16 protein-coding genes are annotated in these 18,338 nt (G+C 33.7%); all 16 read right to left on the bottom strand.

Translation table 11 applies throughout. The annotated features are described in order from the left end of the window. Positions 1–129 precede the first annotated feature (129 nt). The 16 genes from DNU06_RS16975 to DNU06_RS16900 all read right to left on the bottom strand — a co-directional run bounded on the left by DNU06_RS16975 (position 130) and on the right by DNU06_RS16900 (position 17,914). Positions 130–753 carry a ZPR1-type zinc finger protein gene (locus DNU06_RS16975; protein WP_111064703.1) on the bottom strand — a complete coding sequence of 208 codons (624 nt, stop codon included), beginning with the start codon at positions 751–753 and terminating at the stop codon, positions 130–132. A gap of 1 nt (position 754) precedes the next feature. Continuing rightward, complete coding sequence (locus DNU06_RS16970; protein WP_111064702.1) at positions 755–1,597, bottom strand: hypothetical protein; 843 nt, start codon at positions 1,595–1,597, stop codon at positions 755–757. A gap of 135 nt (positions 1,598–1,732) precedes the next feature. Continuing rightward, positions 1,733–2,716 carry a chorismate synthase gene (locus DNU06_RS16965; protein ID WP_111064701.1) on the bottom strand — a complete coding sequence of 328 codons (984 nt, stop codon included), beginning with the start codon at positions 2,714–2,716 and terminating at the stop codon, positions 1,733–1,735. Next, positions 2,713–3,963, bottom strand: coding sequence for a 3-phosphoshikimate 1-carboxyvinyltransferase (gene aroA, locus DNU06_RS16960; RefSeq protein WP_111064700.1), 1,251 nt, complete (start codon positions 3,961–3,963; stop codon positions 2,713–2,715). The genes DNU06_RS16965 and aroA overlap by 4 nt, the downstream gene beginning before the upstream one ends. Next, entirely contained in the window at positions 3,938–5,095 is a 1,158-nt protein-coding gene (locus DNU06_RS16955; protein ID WP_111064699.1) for a type I 3-dehydroquinate dehydratase, read from the bottom strand. Before DNU06_RS16955 ends, aroA begins: the two co-directional genes overlap by 26 nt. Then, positions 5,092–6,120, bottom strand: a complete 1,029-nt coding sequence (gene aroB, locus DNU06_RS16950; protein ID WP_111064698.1) for a 3-dehydroquinate synthase — start codon at positions 6,118–6,120, stop codon at positions 5,092–5,094. Before aroB ends, DNU06_RS16955 begins: the two co-directional genes overlap by 4 nt. Next, the gene (locus DNU06_RS16945) at positions 6,117–6,986 is read right to left on the bottom strand and encodes a type 2 periplasmic-binding domain-containing protein (RefSeq protein ID WP_146239305.1); all 870 of its coding nucleotides are present in this window, start codon (positions 6,984–6,986) and stop codon (positions 6,117–6,119) included. The genes aroB and DNU06_RS16945 overlap by 4 nt, the downstream gene beginning before the upstream one ends. Beyond that, positions 6,983–7,987, bottom strand: a complete 1,005-nt coding sequence (gene aroF / locus DNU06_RS16940; protein WP_111064696.1) for a 3-deoxy-7-phosphoheptulonate synthase — start codon at positions 7,985–7,987, stop codon at positions 6,983–6,985. The genes DNU06_RS16945 and aroF overlap by 4 nt, the downstream gene beginning before the upstream one ends. 4 nt (positions 7,988–7,991) lie before the next feature. Then, positions 7,992–8,756, bottom strand: a complete 765-nt coding sequence (gene trpA / locus DNU06_RS16935; RefSeq protein WP_111064695.1) for a tryptophan synthase subunit alpha — start codon at positions 8,754–8,756, stop codon at positions 7,992–7,994. After that, entirely contained in the window at positions 8,756–10,543 is a 1,788-nt protein-coding gene (locus DNU06_RS16930) for a bifunctional phosphoribosylanthranilate isomerase/tryptophan synthase subunit beta (RefSeq protein WP_111064694.1), read from the bottom strand. The genes trpA and DNU06_RS16930 overlap by 1 nt, the downstream gene beginning before the upstream one ends. Continuing rightward, a complete protein-coding gene (gene trpC, locus DNU06_RS16925; protein ID WP_111064693.1) occupies positions 10,540–11,337 on the bottom strand; it encodes an indole-3-glycerol phosphate synthase TrpC in 798 nt (265 codons plus the stop codon). The genes DNU06_RS16930 and trpC overlap by 4 nt, the downstream gene beginning before the upstream one ends. After that, positions 11,334–12,323 (bottom strand): anthranilate phosphoribosyltransferase, encoded by a 990-nt coding sequence (gene trpD, locus DNU06_RS16920; protein ID WP_111064692.1) that lies wholly within the window; start codon positions 12,321–12,323, stop codon positions 11,334–11,336. Before trpD ends, trpC begins: the two co-directional genes overlap by 4 nt. Beyond that, positions 12,320–12,901 carry an anthranilate synthase component II gene (locus tag DNU06_RS16915; RefSeq protein ID WP_111064691.1) on the bottom strand — a complete coding sequence of 194 codons (582 nt, stop codon included), beginning with the start codon at positions 12,899–12,901 and terminating at the stop codon, positions 12,320–12,322. Before DNU06_RS16915 ends, trpD begins: the two co-directional genes overlap by 4 nt. Continuing rightward, a complete protein-coding gene (locus DNU06_RS16910; RefSeq protein WP_111064690.1) occupies positions 12,898–14,310 on the bottom strand; it encodes an anthranilate synthase component I family protein in 1,413 nt (470 codons plus the stop codon). The genes DNU06_RS16915 and DNU06_RS16910 overlap by 4 nt, the downstream gene beginning before the upstream one ends. 382 nt (positions 14,311–14,692) lie before the next feature. Further along, positions 14,693–16,021 (bottom strand): hypothetical protein, encoded by a 1,329-nt coding sequence (locus DNU06_RS16905; protein ID WP_146239304.1) that lies wholly within the window; start codon positions 16,019–16,021, stop codon positions 14,693–14,695. A 6-nt stretch (positions 16,022–16,027) separates the two neighbouring features. Further along, positions 16,028–17,914: a M4 family metallopeptidase gene (locus tag DNU06_RS16900; RefSeq protein ID WP_158526943.1), complete on the bottom strand. Its 1,887-nt coding sequence runs from the start codon at positions 17,912–17,914 to the stop codon at positions 16,028–16,030. Between the last annotated feature and the right edge of the window lie 424 nt (positions 17,915–18,338).

The following is an 18,338-nucleotide window of genomic DNA, read 5'->3' as shown; positions in this document are numbered from 1 at the left end:
TTAGCGGCATAGTGCAACACTTAGAAAAAATCAGTGGGGACGCCCTGCGCCCACGTGATTTTGGGTTCTAATTGTTGTGCACTGTTTTTATTTGTTATTCACACTTGATAAACTTATATCTTTTTTGCTTTAAATTTTTTGAATTATCTTTTTAAAATCTTTTTTCATTTTAATTAATTTCTTAATTACTAAATCACGGTTCTTAGATGATTTTACCCATTGCGGTAAATTAGTAATCATGGAGTATTTATGTCTTCCATCATCCACTCTAAGTTTAGCTTCAACATATTCTTGGAGGTATTCTAAATGATTAAGATTATACAGCCACAATATATTATCCTTTATATTCGATTGGAGAAAGAGGTCAAACCCAAAATAAGGATCAGTTGCTTTGTCATTGCGATATCTGTACCATTGAATTTCATATTCTTTCATTCTACTGCAAACTTCGCAAGTAATCTTAGTCGAATTGTAAGGCACACGTGTAGGTTCAGTTGAGTAACAAAATCCAGTCCCACAATTTCCACATGCTCTATTTACAAACCCTTGCACAAATCCTGACCACTTTTCTATTTGTGAGTTCTGAAAACCGCAGTGGTTGCAATTGCAAATAGATTTATGACCTGTTGGAAATGGGATAGTATATTTTGGTAACTCAGTTCTTACCAAAGCTGGTTTTGAACATTTAGGGCAGTTAACCCAAATTTCCTCGCTAAAATAAACAGTTGGATATGCAGGCTTATTAAATCTCATCTTAAATATTTACATCAACTTCACTCCAAAACGCTTCAGCATCCTTATTTCTTTTTCTGACTCTACCTGTTGGTGGAAAGTCTGGAGCTCTTAAAACTGTATCATCATCAGCAACTCCTAATCTAAGTGATGTCTTTTTTGCTCTATAGTAATTAGAAGAAATAATCCTTGGTAAGGAACTGTATGCGAGAAAGGCTGTTAAGCCTGCAAAGGCAACTGCAAAAGAATAATGTTCTATTTCCAAAAAAGGAATCGAAATTAAAGTTGAAAAAATGAATATTAGTAAAGATATCCAAATTGACTTCTTTTTTCTTGCTGGATATGAAATATGTGGAGAGTGGGTTATATCACCAGAACCAATAATGGATCCACTTATTTTAAGAGACCAACTTGTTTTTCCTGAGTGAAATACTTCTATGCAAGAACCCTCTCGGTAGTCTAGATAGTCAAATTTCAACTTTGCATCACCATTCTCGAACTTTACTTTACAGTTATTAGATGGATTTATTTCAAATAGCTTTCTAGCATAATAGATATTGTATCCTCCCTCAGAAGTAATTTTTAAAAGTCCTTTTTTCGGAATATCTTCATTGAAAATTGTTTCTTTACCCTCATTCCAAATAGCAATTCTACTTACAGTAAAATTTTTCACTTTTTTATTTTTATAAACTACTTCACCAGCCTGACTTTCCGCAACTAGATCGCCTTTATACTGAGTGCTTTCTATTGTGTATAAAAGATTTTTAGATTTTGTTGTCTTGTTGAAAAAATAGAAAGAAGCTCCAAGAGCAATTATTGCGACTAGAAGAGATATTAAAGCAACAAGTAGGTTGGGTTCAATCATGGATTATCTTTGTTTTCATTGATACAAGTCTTTGGCAAAATTTCTCTTTTTAATTGTGCCCAACGGTTAGTGTATGTTGTCGTTGCTATCCCGAAGGGGAGCTATGCAATATACATATTGTTCTCTGCAGGCATATTAGAGTTTCGCATCAATCATAATTCTTGATAAATCAGCCAAGACAATAGCTGTTACAGCCTCAATTACAGGAGGAACTCTCAATGCAATACAAGTGTCGTGTCTACCCTCAATGAGTAATGTTTCAATTGTACCTGACTCAAAATTGTATGTTTCTTGAGGAGTACTGATGCTTGAAGTTGGCTTTACAGCTACTCTAAATAGAAGGTCATTTCCATTTGAGATACCTCCGCTTATTCCACCAGCATTATTTGTTTCGGTTTTTCCTGTTTCATCTATAATATTGTCATTATGTTCTTCTCCTGTCATTTTTGTAGCAAAAAATCCAGCTCCAAACTCTATCCCTTTCATTGCTGGAATTGAGAATACGATTTGACTTAGCTTGGCATGTATAGATCCAAAAAACGGCTCTCCTAATCCAATTGGAATACCTGTAGCAGAACATTCAACAATACCTCCTATAGAGTTTTTGCTTTCTAGGGCTTTTTGCACGGCTTCATCTATGTTTTTAGAACCTCCAACTTCTTTTAATTTAGCTGAAATTGTAATGTGTGGGACTATTTTTTTTGCAATGCTTCCGGCTGCAACTAATGCCAAGGTGAGTCTTCCCGAAAAGTAACCGCCTCCTCTATAATCATTAAATCCTTTATATTTTTTCATGGCAACAAAATCAGAGTGACCTGGTCTTGGATGTTTTAAAAGATTAGAATAGTCTTTTGATTTTATATTATTGTTTGCAAATAAAATAGTAATTGGAGCACCTGTCGTTTTATGATTAAATACACCACTAATTATTTGTGGTAAGTCACTTTCAATTCTAGGTGTTGTTCCTTTTGCTCCACTTTTTCTACGTAATATATCAGTCATTAAATCTTCTGTCAAAAGCGGAACCCCTGGAGGGCAACCATCTATTGTAATTCCAACACTTTCCCCATGTGATTCTCCAAAAATGCTTACTTTAAATTGCCTTCCGAATGTATTCATAATTTATGTTTTTTGTTTACTTTTTTAAAATCAGTGAAAAATGCAGGATATGATTTGTTTATAGCCTGAGCATTGGTTATTTCTATTGAGTTTTCTGTATTTAATGCAGCAATAGCTCCCATCATTGCAATTCTGTGATCGTTATGAGAATCTATTTTTCCTCCGTTTATTTTTCCACCTTCAATATGCATCTCATCTCCAATAAGCTCTATTTTAATTCCAAGTTCTCCCCACACTTTTTTAAGAACTAAGGCACGATTACTTTCTTTGTGTACCAATCTTGATATTCCTTTTATAACGGTAGTACCAGAACATGCAACAGCCAAATTACTTAATGGCGGGAATAAATCAGGGCAATGAGTTGCATCAAATCTAAAAGCCTCTAGTTTGTTTTTTGTAATTTTTATTGAATCAGAAAGACAAACAACATCTGCTCCAGCAAGTTTGAGAGCATCTATTATAACTCTATCTGCTTGTGTAGAGCTAATTTTAATTCCGCTCACTTCAATAGAACCACTTATTGCTCCTCCTACCAAATGAAATGCTGCACCACTCCAATCTCCTTCAATTTCGTATTCTCTGCCTTTGTAACTTTGTTTCCCTTCAATATGGAATTTCTTGTACTCATTATTAGTAATATTTACTCCAAAATCTTTGATAATTTGTAGAGTCATATCAATATAAGGAATGCTCTGTAGATCAAAAACAGAGAGAATACTGTTGTTTTTAGCTTTGGGTAAAGCAATTAATAAGCCTGTAAGTACCTGCGAACTGATACTGCCATCTACTTCTATGTCTCCTCCTTTTATTGGCCCTTGAATTGTTACTGGCAAGTATCCGTCATTAGTATTTACTTTTACTCCAAGTGCTTTTAGTGGGGCTTCAATCATAGTTAGCGGCCTACTTTTTAGAGATCCTTCTCCAGAAAATTTGATTTCATCTGAAAATAAACTCGATATTGGAATAAAGCACCTTATTCCTAACCCAGACTCCCCTGCCGATAACTCATTGTGTTTTATTCCAGTTGTACCCTGAATAATTATCTTGTCCTCCATTCGTGTAACTTTAGCTCCTAGATTCTCAGCCATTTTTAAAGCTGATTTTGAATCATTACTGGAATCTGGGTTAGTCAAAATCGTTTCTCCATCTGCAAGTAATGCAATAGCAATTGTCCTTTGCATAAAACTTTTTGAAGGAGAAGCTTTCAGGCTTCCACTATATTTAGAGGGGTTTATTAATTTTTTCATTTATTATTTTACAAATTTGAGCGATTGATTTTCCTTTTACATTAATAACAATATGTGAAACTTCTTTATAAAAAGCTTCTCTTGACTTATATAAGTCTTGAGCCTTTTTTAATGGGTCATTCACTTCTAACAAAGGGCGGTTGTTCCCTTCAATTTGATTTAGACAATATTCTACATCTGCTTTTAGCCAGATACAAATTGTTTTTTCTTGAAGAATAATTCTATTCTCTTCTCGAGTGATAACTCCACCTCCACAAGAAATCACAGAACTTGGATTAGTTGTGACATCCTGAAGGGTTTTTGACTCTAAACTTCGGAAATAATCTTCTCCTTTTGTTTCAAAAATTGAAGAGATACTTTGAGAAGTTTGCTTTTCAATCTCTTGATCTATATCTATAAATTTTATTTTGGATTGTTTTGCAAAAGCATCTCCTACAGTTGTTTTTCCAACTCCCATAAAGCCAATCAAACTAATTGGTTTATCTTGTTCTTGGTTAATTGCTGATATAATATTTTTCATCTCACTGTAACTATATTGACCACTTGCTGTTGTAGAAGTGGAAGAAGCTGAAACGTAAGTAAATTGTGCTCCACAATATAAAGAAGCAAGACGGCTTATTTTTCCTAATTCTCCCATTCCAAATGCAACAAGATTATCACAAATAGAATAAAGCCCCAGTAAAATAGAATTATCCGACTCTGAATTTACAAATGTAGCCAGTTTCATTATATCAGCTCCAAAGGAAATTCCTCTATCATAAATACTCAACAACTCTTCTTTAGCTGGAGTAGTTTTATAATTATGGTATGAAATAATGAGTTTACAGTCGTACCGAGATGAATATTCTCTTAGTTCGTTTATAAATGATTCGGTTCTGCGTATATCAACATCTATAAAGTTTGCACCAAGTTCAATCGCTTTTTTAAGCAATGTAATACTGGTCTTTTCATCTTCTATTCTACAAGTAGCTATGTAATCCTTAGGTGTTTTTAGAAGAGACACTAGCTCTTCTTCCGAAAGGGAATACAAGTCTAACCTCAACTCGACAAACTCTGACAATTGCAATTGTTGACTGCATTGTTCAAAATCAGGTCCTGATATAGATAAACAATATTTTGACAGCTTTTTCATCTTACAGCTTTTATGTTTTTTTCTAATTCTCGAAAAGTGATAGGGTGAATGAATACTTCTCCTATACTTTTAATAGCTATAAAATCCACAGTATCCAGACTTTTCTTTTTGTCCTTTTGTATCGCCTGAATTAATTCTGACAATCCTATATCAGAAGTCGTAGCCATCTGTAAAGAACTTATTAGCATTGTAATTTCATCTACAGTTTCTTGAGAACAAAAGCCAGATAGGTGAGATATTCTAGCTGTTAAAACCAATCCTATTGCTACTGCAAACCCATGCGAAATACCAGAGATTGATTCAATGGCATGACCTATTGTATGACCTAAATTCAATTTCTTTCGTTCTCCTTTCTCTTTTTCATCCTCTGTTACAACCTTAATTTTTATTCTTACCGATTGTATGATTAAATATTCTAAAGTAGGAATATCAATAGCCAGTATCTTGTTAATATTGGACCTGATAAAGCCAAATTTTGTTGGGTCATTAATAATGGAATGCTTTACAATCTCTATCAATCCACTTTTCACTTCTTCCTCTGGTAAACTTACTAAAAGATTGACATCACACAGTACAAATTGAGGTTGGCTAAATACCCCTATTATATTCTTGAAACCTTTAAAATTAATCCCTGTTTTTCCTCCAACACTTGCATCAACCTGTGACAAAAGAGTTGTGGGAACGTAACCAAAATCTATTCCTCTCATATAAATAGAAGCCACAAATCCTGTAATATCACAAACTACTCCTCCTCCAATCCCCACAAGAAATGTATGCCTATCTGCACCTAAATTCAACATAGATTCGGCTATAAAATCTACCGTTTCTTGCGTTTTTATTTTCTCTCCGGTTCCTATCGTGATAACAGGGTAATCGGGAAACAAATCTGAATATAATGCACCTACATTTTCGTCTGTAATGAGGATAACAGATTGAGCAGTTTGAGGAATGTAACTATTGAGCTTTTGTAGCTTTTCGCCAACAACTACTTTCGATTTTTTGTATTCTTCTATTTCTGTAATCATAAGGATAAGGTAATTTCATCTACAATTAAATTACTTGCAATAGGCTTTTCTTCAATAACACCCAATTCAAGAAGTGTATCAGAAGCCAATTCTATACTTTTTATATCATTGTGAACAGTCTCTGCCCATTGTATTTCAGTTAACCATTGCTGAGCATCTTCTTGTTTAAGACCATATCTACTAGCTATTAATTCAGAAGCATCTGTTTTGTTTTTTATAACTTGTGCTTGCTCCAAAACTTTTGAAGTTATATGATTAACTAATTCTTTGTTTTTTTCTAAAAAATCTTTTTGAACAACAACTACAAATGCTGGCCAAGGTGTTGGACAAACATCTATTCGATTGAATACTCCTGTATCTACAAGAGGTTTAGTTGTATATTTCTCCCATAAAAATAGTTGGTTATCATTTTGTTTTAGGGACTTAATTGCTCCATTCAAATCATTAATGATGTCAAAACTATTTTCAGTAATGGTCACATTATTGTCTCTCGCGTAAACGTGTGCCATAAGATGTGACCCTGAAGTAGGTCTACTTATTGCAAAAGAAGGATCTAATAAGTTTTCTTTAGTTAGAGAGCTATTTACTCCTGTATGAACTCCCCAGATCAAGGGAGATTCCACATACGTAGAAACAATTTTAGCAGGTAGTCCTTCGTGAATATTTTTAATTGCTCCCTCTAATAAAAGAATGGCAATGTCAATATTTCCTTCTTTCAATTCTTGACACAATGAACCTGTCCCACTTGGGTTATCTATCCAATCAAGGTCAATTCCTTCTTCTTTTAGTCTACCTTCTTCTATCATTAGTTTCCAAGGCAAATTAAAGTGTTCAGGTACTCCTGAGCATCTAATGGTATTTATCATTTTATAATTTCTTTTAATTGATTTAGTTTCGTCATCAATCTTTCAAACTCTTTAAAATCAAGTGTTTGCTGTCCATCTGTTGCAGCTTTCTCTGGTGTTTCGTGAATCTCTACCAATAAACCATCTGCTCCAACAACTGCTCCTGCCAAAGCCATTTGAGCAACATGCTGGCGCAATCCTATTCCGTGAGAAGGATCAACTACAACTGGTAAATGAGATTTTTCTTTTAAAATAGGAACAGCATTCAGGTCTAAAGTGTTTCTATAAGCACTCTCGAATGTTCTTATTCCTCGCTCACATAAGATTATTTTTTCGTTTCCATTTTTAAAAACATACTCTGCCGAGTAAAGTAATTCATCTATTGTACCACTAATTCCACGCTTAAGCAATACAGGTTTATCAATTTCTCCAAGAGCTTCTAGGAGATTGAAATTTTGTGCATTCCTTGCACCAACTTGAAAAATATCTACATAAGGAAGCATGTCTTCAATTTGAGAAGACTCCATAATCTCTGTAATAATTTTTATTCCATTTTTATTACATGCCTTATAAAACATTTTTAAACCAACCATTCCCAATCCTCTAAAACTGTATGGACTTGTTCTTGGTTTGTACACTCCTCCTCTCATTATTCGCACACCATTTGCCTTGAGTGCTTCTACAACTTTATCGATTTGTTCCTCGCTCTCTATACTACATGGTCCTGCCATCATAGAGAGATTTCCATCTCCAATTACAACACCATCTCCAAGGTCAAGTACAGTTCTGTCTACTTTCCATTTATGACTCACCATTTTATGGTTTCCACTTACTCTGTGTACGTCATTTATTCCTTTAAGGTGTCCTATTTTTCGAATATCAAATTCTTGTTTTGGAGTACAGATTAAATAGGTTCCTTTTTGGGTTTGTACAGGATAAAACTCAATTTTTAATTGATTTAATACCTGCTCCATAAACAATTTATCTGCCTCTTGTATGTCTTGTTTTAATTGAATAATCATAATGTTATTTTTTTTCTCTAATAGAATTAATAAAAGTCTCGGTGTCTTGCGTTAAGTTTTTACTGCCTGCTATATGTTTAATAAAGGCACTACCAATAATTCCTCCTGCAGTGTAAGTTGAGGCAAAGTCAAAATCTTCTTTGGTACTAATGTTAAAACCAACCATTAATGGATTAGTTAAATTCATTCCTTTAAGTCTTCTCAAATAACCTTCGGCTGATTGTATTCCTGTCCCTTTACCAGTTGTACTGGAACTACTTACTGCATAAATAAAAGAAGTGCTACACTCATCAATATAGCGAATGCGACTTTCTGTTGTCTCGGGAGTAATTAAGAAGATGTTTGAAATTCCATATTTCTCAAAAATACCCTTGTATTCCTTTAAATAAATATCGATTGGAAGATCGGGAAGTATAACTCCACTTACTCCGTTATCTTTGCATTTTTCACAAAATTTTTCTACTCCATATAAATAAACAGCATTGTAATAGCCCATCATTATTTTAGAAATATTGGATGGACATTTTGATAATTGATCAAATATCATGTCTGTAGTAATTCCATTTTTAATGGCAATCGAACTACTATTTTGAATGGTTGGGCCATCACTCAAAGGATCGGAATAAGGCATTCCTATTTCTACCATATCTACTCCGGAATTCACTAATCCTTCCAAAATTTCGGGCATGCTATTCAATTGAGGATAACCAGCCGTAAAATAAATATTGAGTAAAGGTTCTTTCGTGTTTTTAAATAATTCTTGTAACATCACTCTTTAATTGTTTTTGTTAAGGTTTCTAAATCTTTATCTCCTCTACCACTAAGGTTTATGATAATTCTATCTGTCGGTTTTATCTCCATTTTCTCTAAGTAAGCAAGTGCATGAGAAGATTCTAATGCGGGTATAATTCCTTCCATATGAGATAAAAAATGTGCTGCATCTAGCGCTTCTTGGTCAGTTATGTTAGAGTATTTAACTCTTTTTGTTTTATGTAAATGTGCATGTTGAGGTCCAATTCCTGGGTAATCTAGTCCTGCCGAAATACTATGAGGCTCTATCACTTGACCATCTTCCGTTTGCAATACCGTAGTCATACAAGCGTGTAATACTCCTTGACTTCCTAATGCAAGTGTAGCAGCAGTTTCTGGAGTATCAATTCCCATTCCTCCTGCTTCAATACCTATAAGTTCTACATCTTCATCTTCTAAAAAATGATAAAAAGCACCAATGGCATTACTACCACCTCCAATACAGGCAATAATATGAGTTGGATTTTCTTTGATTTGATTTTTTATTTCTTTACTGATAACTGCTTGAAATTTTGCAACCATATCAGGATAAGGATGTGGACCTACAACTGAACCAATAAGGTAATGAGTATCTGTAGGGTTATTTATCCAATCTCTTATGGCTTCGTTAGTCGCATCTTTTAAAGTCTGACTACCACTTGTTACTGGAACTATTGAAGCTCCCAACATTTTCATTCGAGCCACATTTGGAGCTTGTCTTTTTATATCTTTTGCTCCCATATATACCACACATTCCAGCCCCATTAAAGCACAAGCAGTAGCTGTTGCCACTCCGTGTTGTCCTGCTCCTGTTTCAGCAATGATTCGTTTTTTGTTTCGTTTTTTTGCCAATAATATTTGCCCAAGCGCATTGTTAATTTTATGAGCGCCTGTATGGCATAAATCTTCTCTTTTTAAATAGATGTCTGCTTTATAATGGTCACTTAATCGTTTAGAATAATAAAGAGGAGTAGGTCTTCCTACATAATCTTTAAGCAGTGCTTGTAGCTCTTCCTGAAAACTATCCGACTGAATTATCTCTTCATACGATTCTTGTAGTTCTTTAATGTTTGGATACAACATTTCGGGAATAAAAGCTCCTCCATATTCTCCATAAAAACCTTTATCGTTTACTTGGTATTTACTCTTCATCCTTATCGTATTTATCATTTTATTAACCAATTCTTCATTCTTTACACCTGGTTCTGTTTCAAATTTGCTATTGATATCTATGGCGAAAAGCTGGGGTAAATCAATTTCTTTTATCATCTCAGCATCATCAATCTCAATACCTCCACTTAGAAAAAACGGAATTTCTTCTTTGTAGTTTCTTAATAATTCCCAATTAAATTTCAATCCACTTCCTCCATAACTTTTAGTAGCCGTATCAAACAACAAATAATTGACAAATGGTTTATAGTCTTTTATTTTATCCCAATCAAAATTTTTGTTAACCTGAAATGCTTTAATTAGATTGACTCCTGCATTGTATAGTTTTTTAGCATAATCTACCGATTCGTTTCCGTGTAATTGCACAAAGTTTAAGTTGTATTCTTGCACAATTTCCAGCACTTCACTTATCGGACTGTTTACAAAAACTCCCACCGTTTTGGTATTAGGATTCATTTCTTTTGCAAAAACTAAAGTTTTATCCAAAACATACCTTGGGGATTTTTTATAAAAAATAAACCCCATAAAATCTGGTTCGCATTGGCTAACTGCATTTATATTTTCGGGATGTTTCATCCCGCACACTTTTATTTTCATTTGATAAGTGATTTATAGTCGTCAATTAAGTTTTTACAAGCTTTGCCAGGTTCACCTTGGTTCATGAAATAACCTCCAATCAAAAATCCATCATAACCTATGTCTTTAAGTTCCTTGACTTGACTTCCTCTAGTAATTCCACTTTCGCTAATTTTCACTAATTCTTTCGGAAGGTATTCAAAGAGGTTTTTACTATTAATAATATCTGTTTTGAAATCATTTAAATTTCTATTATTAACTCCAATGATATCAATGTATTCATTCGTGTGGCTATCTATCTCTTCTCTTGTTCTTACTTCTAAAAGAACTTCTAATCGCATGTTCTTAGCGAAAGATGCTAAGCTTCTACACAGTGTTGGAGTTAAACAAGCTGCAATAAGTAAGATGCAATCGGCACCCATACTTTTTGCTTCTACAATTTGATATTCATCAATCATAAAATCTTTACGAAGAATCGGAGCATAATTGAACTTTCTAGCAATTTCTAAATCTTCACTTTTACCTCCAAAAAATTTCGTATCCGTCAGTACAGATAGAGCAGATGCTCCAGATTGCATGTAAGAAATACTTAATTGCTCAACATCTATTTTATCATTTATAATCCCCTTACTTGGAGACATTCTTTTTATCTCTGCAATAATTCCAACCTTGTCCTCTCTCTTTAAATATTCCTTCATAGAAATAGGTTGAGAGTTAAAAAAAATACTTTGTTCCAACAGTTTTACTGGACTTAAATCTTTAGATTCCTGAACTACTGTTTTTTTATAATTTACTATTGTTTCTAAAATACTCATATTGATAATAATGTTTTAAATGATTTAAGGGCTGCTTTACTTTCTAGAGATTGCTTTGCAACTGCCATTGATTCCGTATAATTTTTTGTGTTTTGAAAGCACTCAATAGCCATAGCTGCATTTGCAATTACAGCTGCATTTTGTGCTTCCGTTCCTGTTCCTTCAAGTATATCTACAAATAACTCTGCAGATTCTTTCACATTTTTTCCTCCTTTCAATTCCTCAGGAGTTATTTTTTTACCTATAATGTTTACAGGATTTAAAAGAAACTCTTTCTCAGGAGTTATAATTTTTGCAGGGCCTGTAAGACTAATTTCATCATACCCATCTAAGGAATGAACAATGCGATAAGAAGTATTTTCTTGTTCATAGATGTATTTATAATACCTCTGTAATTGAAGTGAGAATACACCTACTAATTGTTTTTGTGGAAACGAAGGATTCACCATTGGACCAAGCATATTAAAAAATGTGCTGACTCCAAGACTTCTTCTAATAGGGCCAACTTCCTTCATTGCTGGATGAAAAAGAGGAGCGTGTAAAAAACAGATTCCGCTTTTGTCTATCTGTTGTTTTAACTTATCAGTGTCATTTATAAATTGATATCCTAAATGCTCCATTACGTTAGAAGAACCACAAGTAGAGCTCACTCCGTAATTTCCATGCTTTGCAACCTTGTAGCCTGCTCCAGCAACTATAAATGAAGCTAAAGTACTTACGTTAAATGTATCTTTTCCATCACCTCCGGTTCCGCACAAATCTACTGGGTCAAAATCGTTTAAATTGATTGGGATACATCTTTCCCTTAGGCAATCTCTGAAACCAGTCAATTCATTTACCGTAATGTTTCTCATTTTGAATACCGTAAGAAAAGCACTTATTTCTTGCGGATTGTATTTCCCTTCAGAAATATCTCCCAAAATTGTTTTAGCATGACTTTTGGTCAAATACTCCTGATGGAATAATTTTTCTAATATCTTTTTCATTGTTTTAAATTTTTACAAATGCTTAAAAAATTTTGGATAATCAACTCCCCTTCAGGAGTTAATATGCTCTCTGGGTGAAATTGAATTCCATATAAATTTTGCTTTAAATTTTGAAGTGCCATAACAGTACCTTCCTCAGTTTTTGCAGTGGTCTCAAAATCGCTACTTTCTGTAGGAGTAATTGCCCAAGAATGATACCTTCCTGCTTTAAATTCAGTCGGCATAGAGCTAAACAATTTATGAGAATCACCATTAAGGCTTACCTTTGATTGCACTCCGTGATACACCTTTTCCAATAAATTTAAGCTGCCTCCTAAGTATTCTGCAATAGCTTGGTGACCAAGACAAACTCCTAATATTGGAACACGCCCTGCACAAGTTTGGATAATTGCCGTTAAATTACCCGCATCTTTAGGTATTCCTGGACCAGGAGAAAGAATAATTGCATCATAACTTAAACACTCTTTAGGACTAATCTTGTCATTTCTATAGATCGATAAACCCTCTGTAACTTGTCTAATTATGTAAACTAGATTGTACGTAAAACTATCGTAATTATCAATTATCAATACTTTCATATTTCATTTGCTTTTTGGATAGCTGCTCTTATTGCTGCTATTTTATTATTTACTTCTTGTAATTCTCCTTCTGGAGTACTATCTGCCACAATACCTGCTCCCGCTTGATAAACAAGTGTATTATTTTTACTTAACAATGATCTGATAATGATGGCGTGATTAACACTCCCATCAAAACCAATAAAACCAATAGCTCCACCATAAAAATTTCGAGGAACATTTTCATTTTCTGCGATAATTTCTAAAGCTCTGTACTTTGGTGCTCCAGATAAAGTTCCTGCAGGAAAAGTATCGGCATAGATGTCAAGCCCGCTTCGGTCTTTCAATAAATTGCCTTTCACTTTACTTACCATATGAATGACATGTGAGAAATATTGAATCTCAGCATAATTTTCTATCTCTACTTTTTCAGAGTTTTTACTCAAGTCGTTTCTTGCTAAATCAACCAACATCACATGCTCCGACATCTCTTTAGGGTTTTGCTTTAATTCCTCTGCAAGCTTTGTGTCGTTCTCAGGATTGTCACTCCTTAGCACTGTACCCGCAATTGGGTTGATAGAAGCTACGTGATTCGCTACCTGTAATTGTGATTCTGGCGAAGAACCAAATATTTTAAAATCTCCATAATCAAAATAAAACAAGTAAGGAGAAGGATTAATACTTCTTAAACACCTGTACAAGTTGAAATCATCTCCTTTGTATTTCTGCTGGAACTCACGAGACAAAACCACTTGAAAAGTATCTCCTATTTTACAATGATTTATTCCTGTACTTACCATTTCTTTATATTTCTTATCAGAAACATTAGAAGTCTCTTCTTCTATTGATTTAAAAGTAAAGTTAGGTAGGTTGTTTATTTGTAAAATACGAATGATGTTTTCAATGTTTTCCATTGATTCAATAGGAGTGTTCACCTCATTTTGAGTAATGAATAATTCATTCTTGAAATGATCAAAAACCAAGATATACCTAAAGAATTGATACTTCAAATCTGGATTATCTTTTAGCTCATTGTTTGAAACTGGAAGTTTAATATCTTCCATATACTGGACAGACTCAAAAGAAGAAAAACCCCAAACTCCTTGCGTATTAAAAGGTAAATCTGTTTGTGTATTTTCGAATTTTGAAACAAATGATTGAAATGAAGAGAATATTTCTTTTGGCTGCTCTAAAGTTTCGTTTCTTATTTCCTCATTTGGAAAATTATAACTATAAGCATTCCCCTTTGCTTCAAAGCCAGCTATAGGTTCAAGACAAATAAAACTTTTACTATCAGTACGGTCATGATAATCGGCACTTTCTAGCAAGAGAGCATTTGAAAACTGATCTCTTAACTTATTATACAAACCAACAGGAGTATATAAATCGGCTAATATTTTTTTGTATTTAGTATGTAATTTGTAATTCATTTTTTAAAATTTTGAACATAAAAAAAGCCTGCAAGAAGCAGGCTTTAATAAATATGAGTATATTCAGTAGCGTCCTCTCAGGTTTTTAAATCTAAAAAGTGCCACCACCAAGTATTGTTTGTTATTGTATTCATTTTATTTTATTGCAAAAAAAAAGAGACCTGCTAGAAGCAGATCTCTTAAATATATCATATAGTGCTTCATCAGATAATTATATCTGTAGCCACCAATTTGTATTTTTTGTTGTATTCACGTTGCAAGTATACGATTATTTTTGGTGTTTTCAAAATTTGATAAAAATATAGTATTTATTGAGCTTGCAGAGAACGTTTGAGCAAACCCCGTTTTAATGGGGTTTGCTTTTTGTTATAAGCTTTTCTAATTAGTTTAATCCCAATCCAACTGAAAAAGAAATCATATTTTTTGTGGGAGACTTATCCCAAAAAAAATTAGAATTTAAAGCATCACGAGTATATACAAAACGTGTATAATCTAGTGAAGAAAATAAATTAACGTGGTTTAATATTTGCCAATCATATTTTAAGCCTATTGATAAACCTAGGTCTCTAAGTTCTTTTTTACTAAATACGTTCTTTTTATCAGAATTCGACTTGTCCCCGGCTAAATATGCCAAACCGTGGCGATAATAGATTCCTGAAGAAACTAAAATTGAACTGTATTGAAACTGTTTGAGGGAATATAGATATGACACTTTTGACCCTAAAAAGGTTCGACCTTTAATTTCTCCGTTTAACAATTCATTATCTGTTTTGGTATTCCTAAATTCATAATTATCAATTATAATCGAAATAGAGCTTCTAGTATTTAAACCTCTTCGGAAACCTAGGCCAAAAGATTGAGAAAGATTTGGTCCAAACCCTAAATCTTCATTTCTCTTTTGAATAATTGGCTCACTCCTAAAAAAGCTATAAATACTTCTTTGGATAAAAAAACTGTTTTTTTTATGATTTTGTTTTAATTCAGCTCCAATATCAACTTTTGATTTGCCAAAACTATATGTTAGGCCGATATCAAACACCAGTAAATTGTTGGAAGTACCTCTATCGAATGAATATATATAACTTTTATTGTAATATGTAATAGGATAAAAAGCATAGTTTAATTCTGTATGTAAGCTAAATGTTTCACCAAGGGAATATCGATATCTAAGACCTACGGCTGAACCTAAATCCGCAAGAGTTCTTGAAATTGGAAGTGTTTCGTAGATTGGTATTTCGGGAGCTACATAACCTATTATTCCAAAAGCAGCTAAAAAACTTTCATTACCAAATCTAAAAGTAAGTGCTGAACTAAATTCTAAAGAATGCTTTTTGTTTTCAAGTAAAACATGTCTATTGATCCCTCTAATTTCAACAAAATTTCTATCTAAAATTCGCCCAACATATAACTCTGAAATGGAGTAGTACTTCTGATAGCTGTTTCCTGAAATTGAAATACCTCTTGAAGACTTGGCGCTATATTTTTGAGAATATTCAAATGATATATTTAAAGAAGAAGCCACTGGAATATCTTGTTCATCTGATGGGAAATATTTTTTGGATTGATAGATTGGATTACTATCAAAAACATAGTGAAACCCTGAATTCATTGAAAATGAGTGATTTTTAACAAAGCTATCGGTTTGAGCAGAGGAATAGCTAGCCACGAAAAACGTGGCTAGCATAAAAATTATTCTATTATCTAATTTCATAATTAGTTAATATTTAATCACTTTTTTTCGAACAGTTGTTTCACCATTTCTTGCCTCAATAATATACGCACCAGCTGGAATTAGTTGTACATTAAAAGTCATGTTATTGTTAACGTTAGCTTCTGAAAACACTATTCTACCAGACAGATCAAAAACTGTAATATTGTAAGTAGATGCGTTCTTCCAGTTCAGTTTAATTAGACCATTTGACGGATTAGGATATATAGAAAAATCTGTTACGTCTTTACTTTCGACATACAAATTCCCACAGTCACTTGCATTCCCGACACCTACTGCTTGCCATGCGTTTTCTGTCTGAGTGTGTTGAATAGAGCAGTTTCCAAATAAAAGAATAGCTGCAGTAACAGCTCCGATTCTAGCATCATCATAATCAGAAACATCAATGAGTTCATTTTGCATACTCCAAAAAGCAATTTCAGCTGCATCATCCCTTCCAATGCCTTGAACAGCAAATGCGTCATTATTATCATTGATACCAGTGCCGCCAACAGATAGAAGATAAAACCAATGGTTTTGAACCCCGCTATTGCCATGCACACCTCCATTGTCGCAGGCTAGATTAACATCAGTCCATCTAAGACCTAAATAAGTGTCTGGTTGACCTGCTCCAACTCCACAAAAAATGCCATTAGCAAAATTATGACTGCCTTCTGAACTAGGATTAATAAAAGAACGTGTAGGAACCCCTGTAAGTCCCGGGTCACCACCTAAAAGCCAATTTGACACAGAGTTATTGCCTAAAATAGATCTTTGAGCCATCAAACCAAAAATATCCGCAAAAGATTCATTTAAGGCTCCAGATTCTCCTTGGTATATTAACTCTGATGAATGATGGATTATTCCATGAACATACTCATGTGATACAACGTCACAGTAACGAGACATTGAAATATTATTGTTAAATGTAAATCGAAGCCATCTTAAACCGTTTTGACGTGCAGATGATGCATTATTACCAGTGAGGTTAGAATGAACTTCAACCCTAACATTTTCGTTATTATCATCAACGCCGTCAAGTTGCCAAATATCCCTAAAGTATTCCCAAGTTCTATGAGTATAATAGTGACCCGTCGTAGCATGAACCTCTGTACCTGTCCAAGTATCGTTTCCATCATCAATTTCTGGTCTTGTTATCCATGATGCAAAATCATAATATTTAGTGTGGACTTGAACATTTGCATTATCTGTTTCTAAAACCCAGTCATTACCATTAATAAAACCTCTCTGGCGTGTATCTATAGTTTGAGTTAAGTTTCCTTGATTTGATTTTCTTTCAATAGTAGCTGCACCATCATTGTGCTCAGCCTGAACATTTTTGATTAATGATCCAGTATTTGCATCTACCCAGTAGTATTTATGGCTTCTCGGAGCAAGTGTGATGATTTCAAACTTATACGCTAAAGTGTATCTATTTCCAGCAATTAAGTAGTCAATATTATTATAGTTATCTAACGCTAAAACTAGTTCTCCAGTAGGATAATTTGTAGCATTAGGGTTATTAGTGTTTTGCTGATAATCAAGTTCCCAATCAGCATTTTCCCAAGCAAAAACTGTTTCAGAATCAAAGCTAATCAATAGTTCTTGTAGAGCTTCTTCTTCAGTCAACTCAGCTTTTACATTTAAATCTAATTCTATTGCAAGTTTTCCATTTGAAAAAATTAAGCCATTATTGGGATGATAATGCTCAATTAATCCAGTACCTTCAACAGGTACGTTCTTGTAAGTTTGCTTGTATTTATAATGATGCATGCCAAGTTGAGGATCAACCCAGTCTCTAATAAACATCATATTATTATCTGTATCTCCAGTTTGGATTTGATATTGATTAAAAATCATACCCGCTGACAGTGCGTTTGGAGCTTGGAACCACATCCATCCATTTTCAGGAGGAGCTGTCAGATATTGACCTACCAAACTGTCATAGTCTTCTAGCTGAGCTCTTAGATTTCCTGTTAGCAAGATTAAACTCAGTACTAATATAAAATTTTTCATCTTTTTTATTTTTTAGATGAACACGCTTTGATAAATTTAAGGAGTATCAAAACTTGCAATATTGCCTAATTTTCTCCCGTCATAAACATTACTTTCTCAATTTTAAGGAACTTTTTTAGTTCTTAATGCCTTATGATGGCTGGTATATTTCCTTATCAAATCTACTCGCATTGCTTATAACGGCCGGCTATATTTCTGTTTGCATTACCTTGCACAAAGTAACTTGATAACCGCCAAGGCATTGTTTAGGCTAAATTAATTATTTTAGACTATCTAAACCATGTTTTGGCGCTATTTTATTAAT

The organism is Putridiphycobacter roseus (assembly GCF_003234935.1).
Classification (GTDB): domain Bacteria; phylum Bacteroidota; class Bacteroidia; order Flavobacteriales_D; family Crocinitomicaceae; genus Putridiphycobacter; species Putridiphycobacter roseus.
The sequence above is the reverse complement of the archived record's forward strand: the minus strand, read 5'-3'. Positions and strand labels throughout refer to the sequence as shown.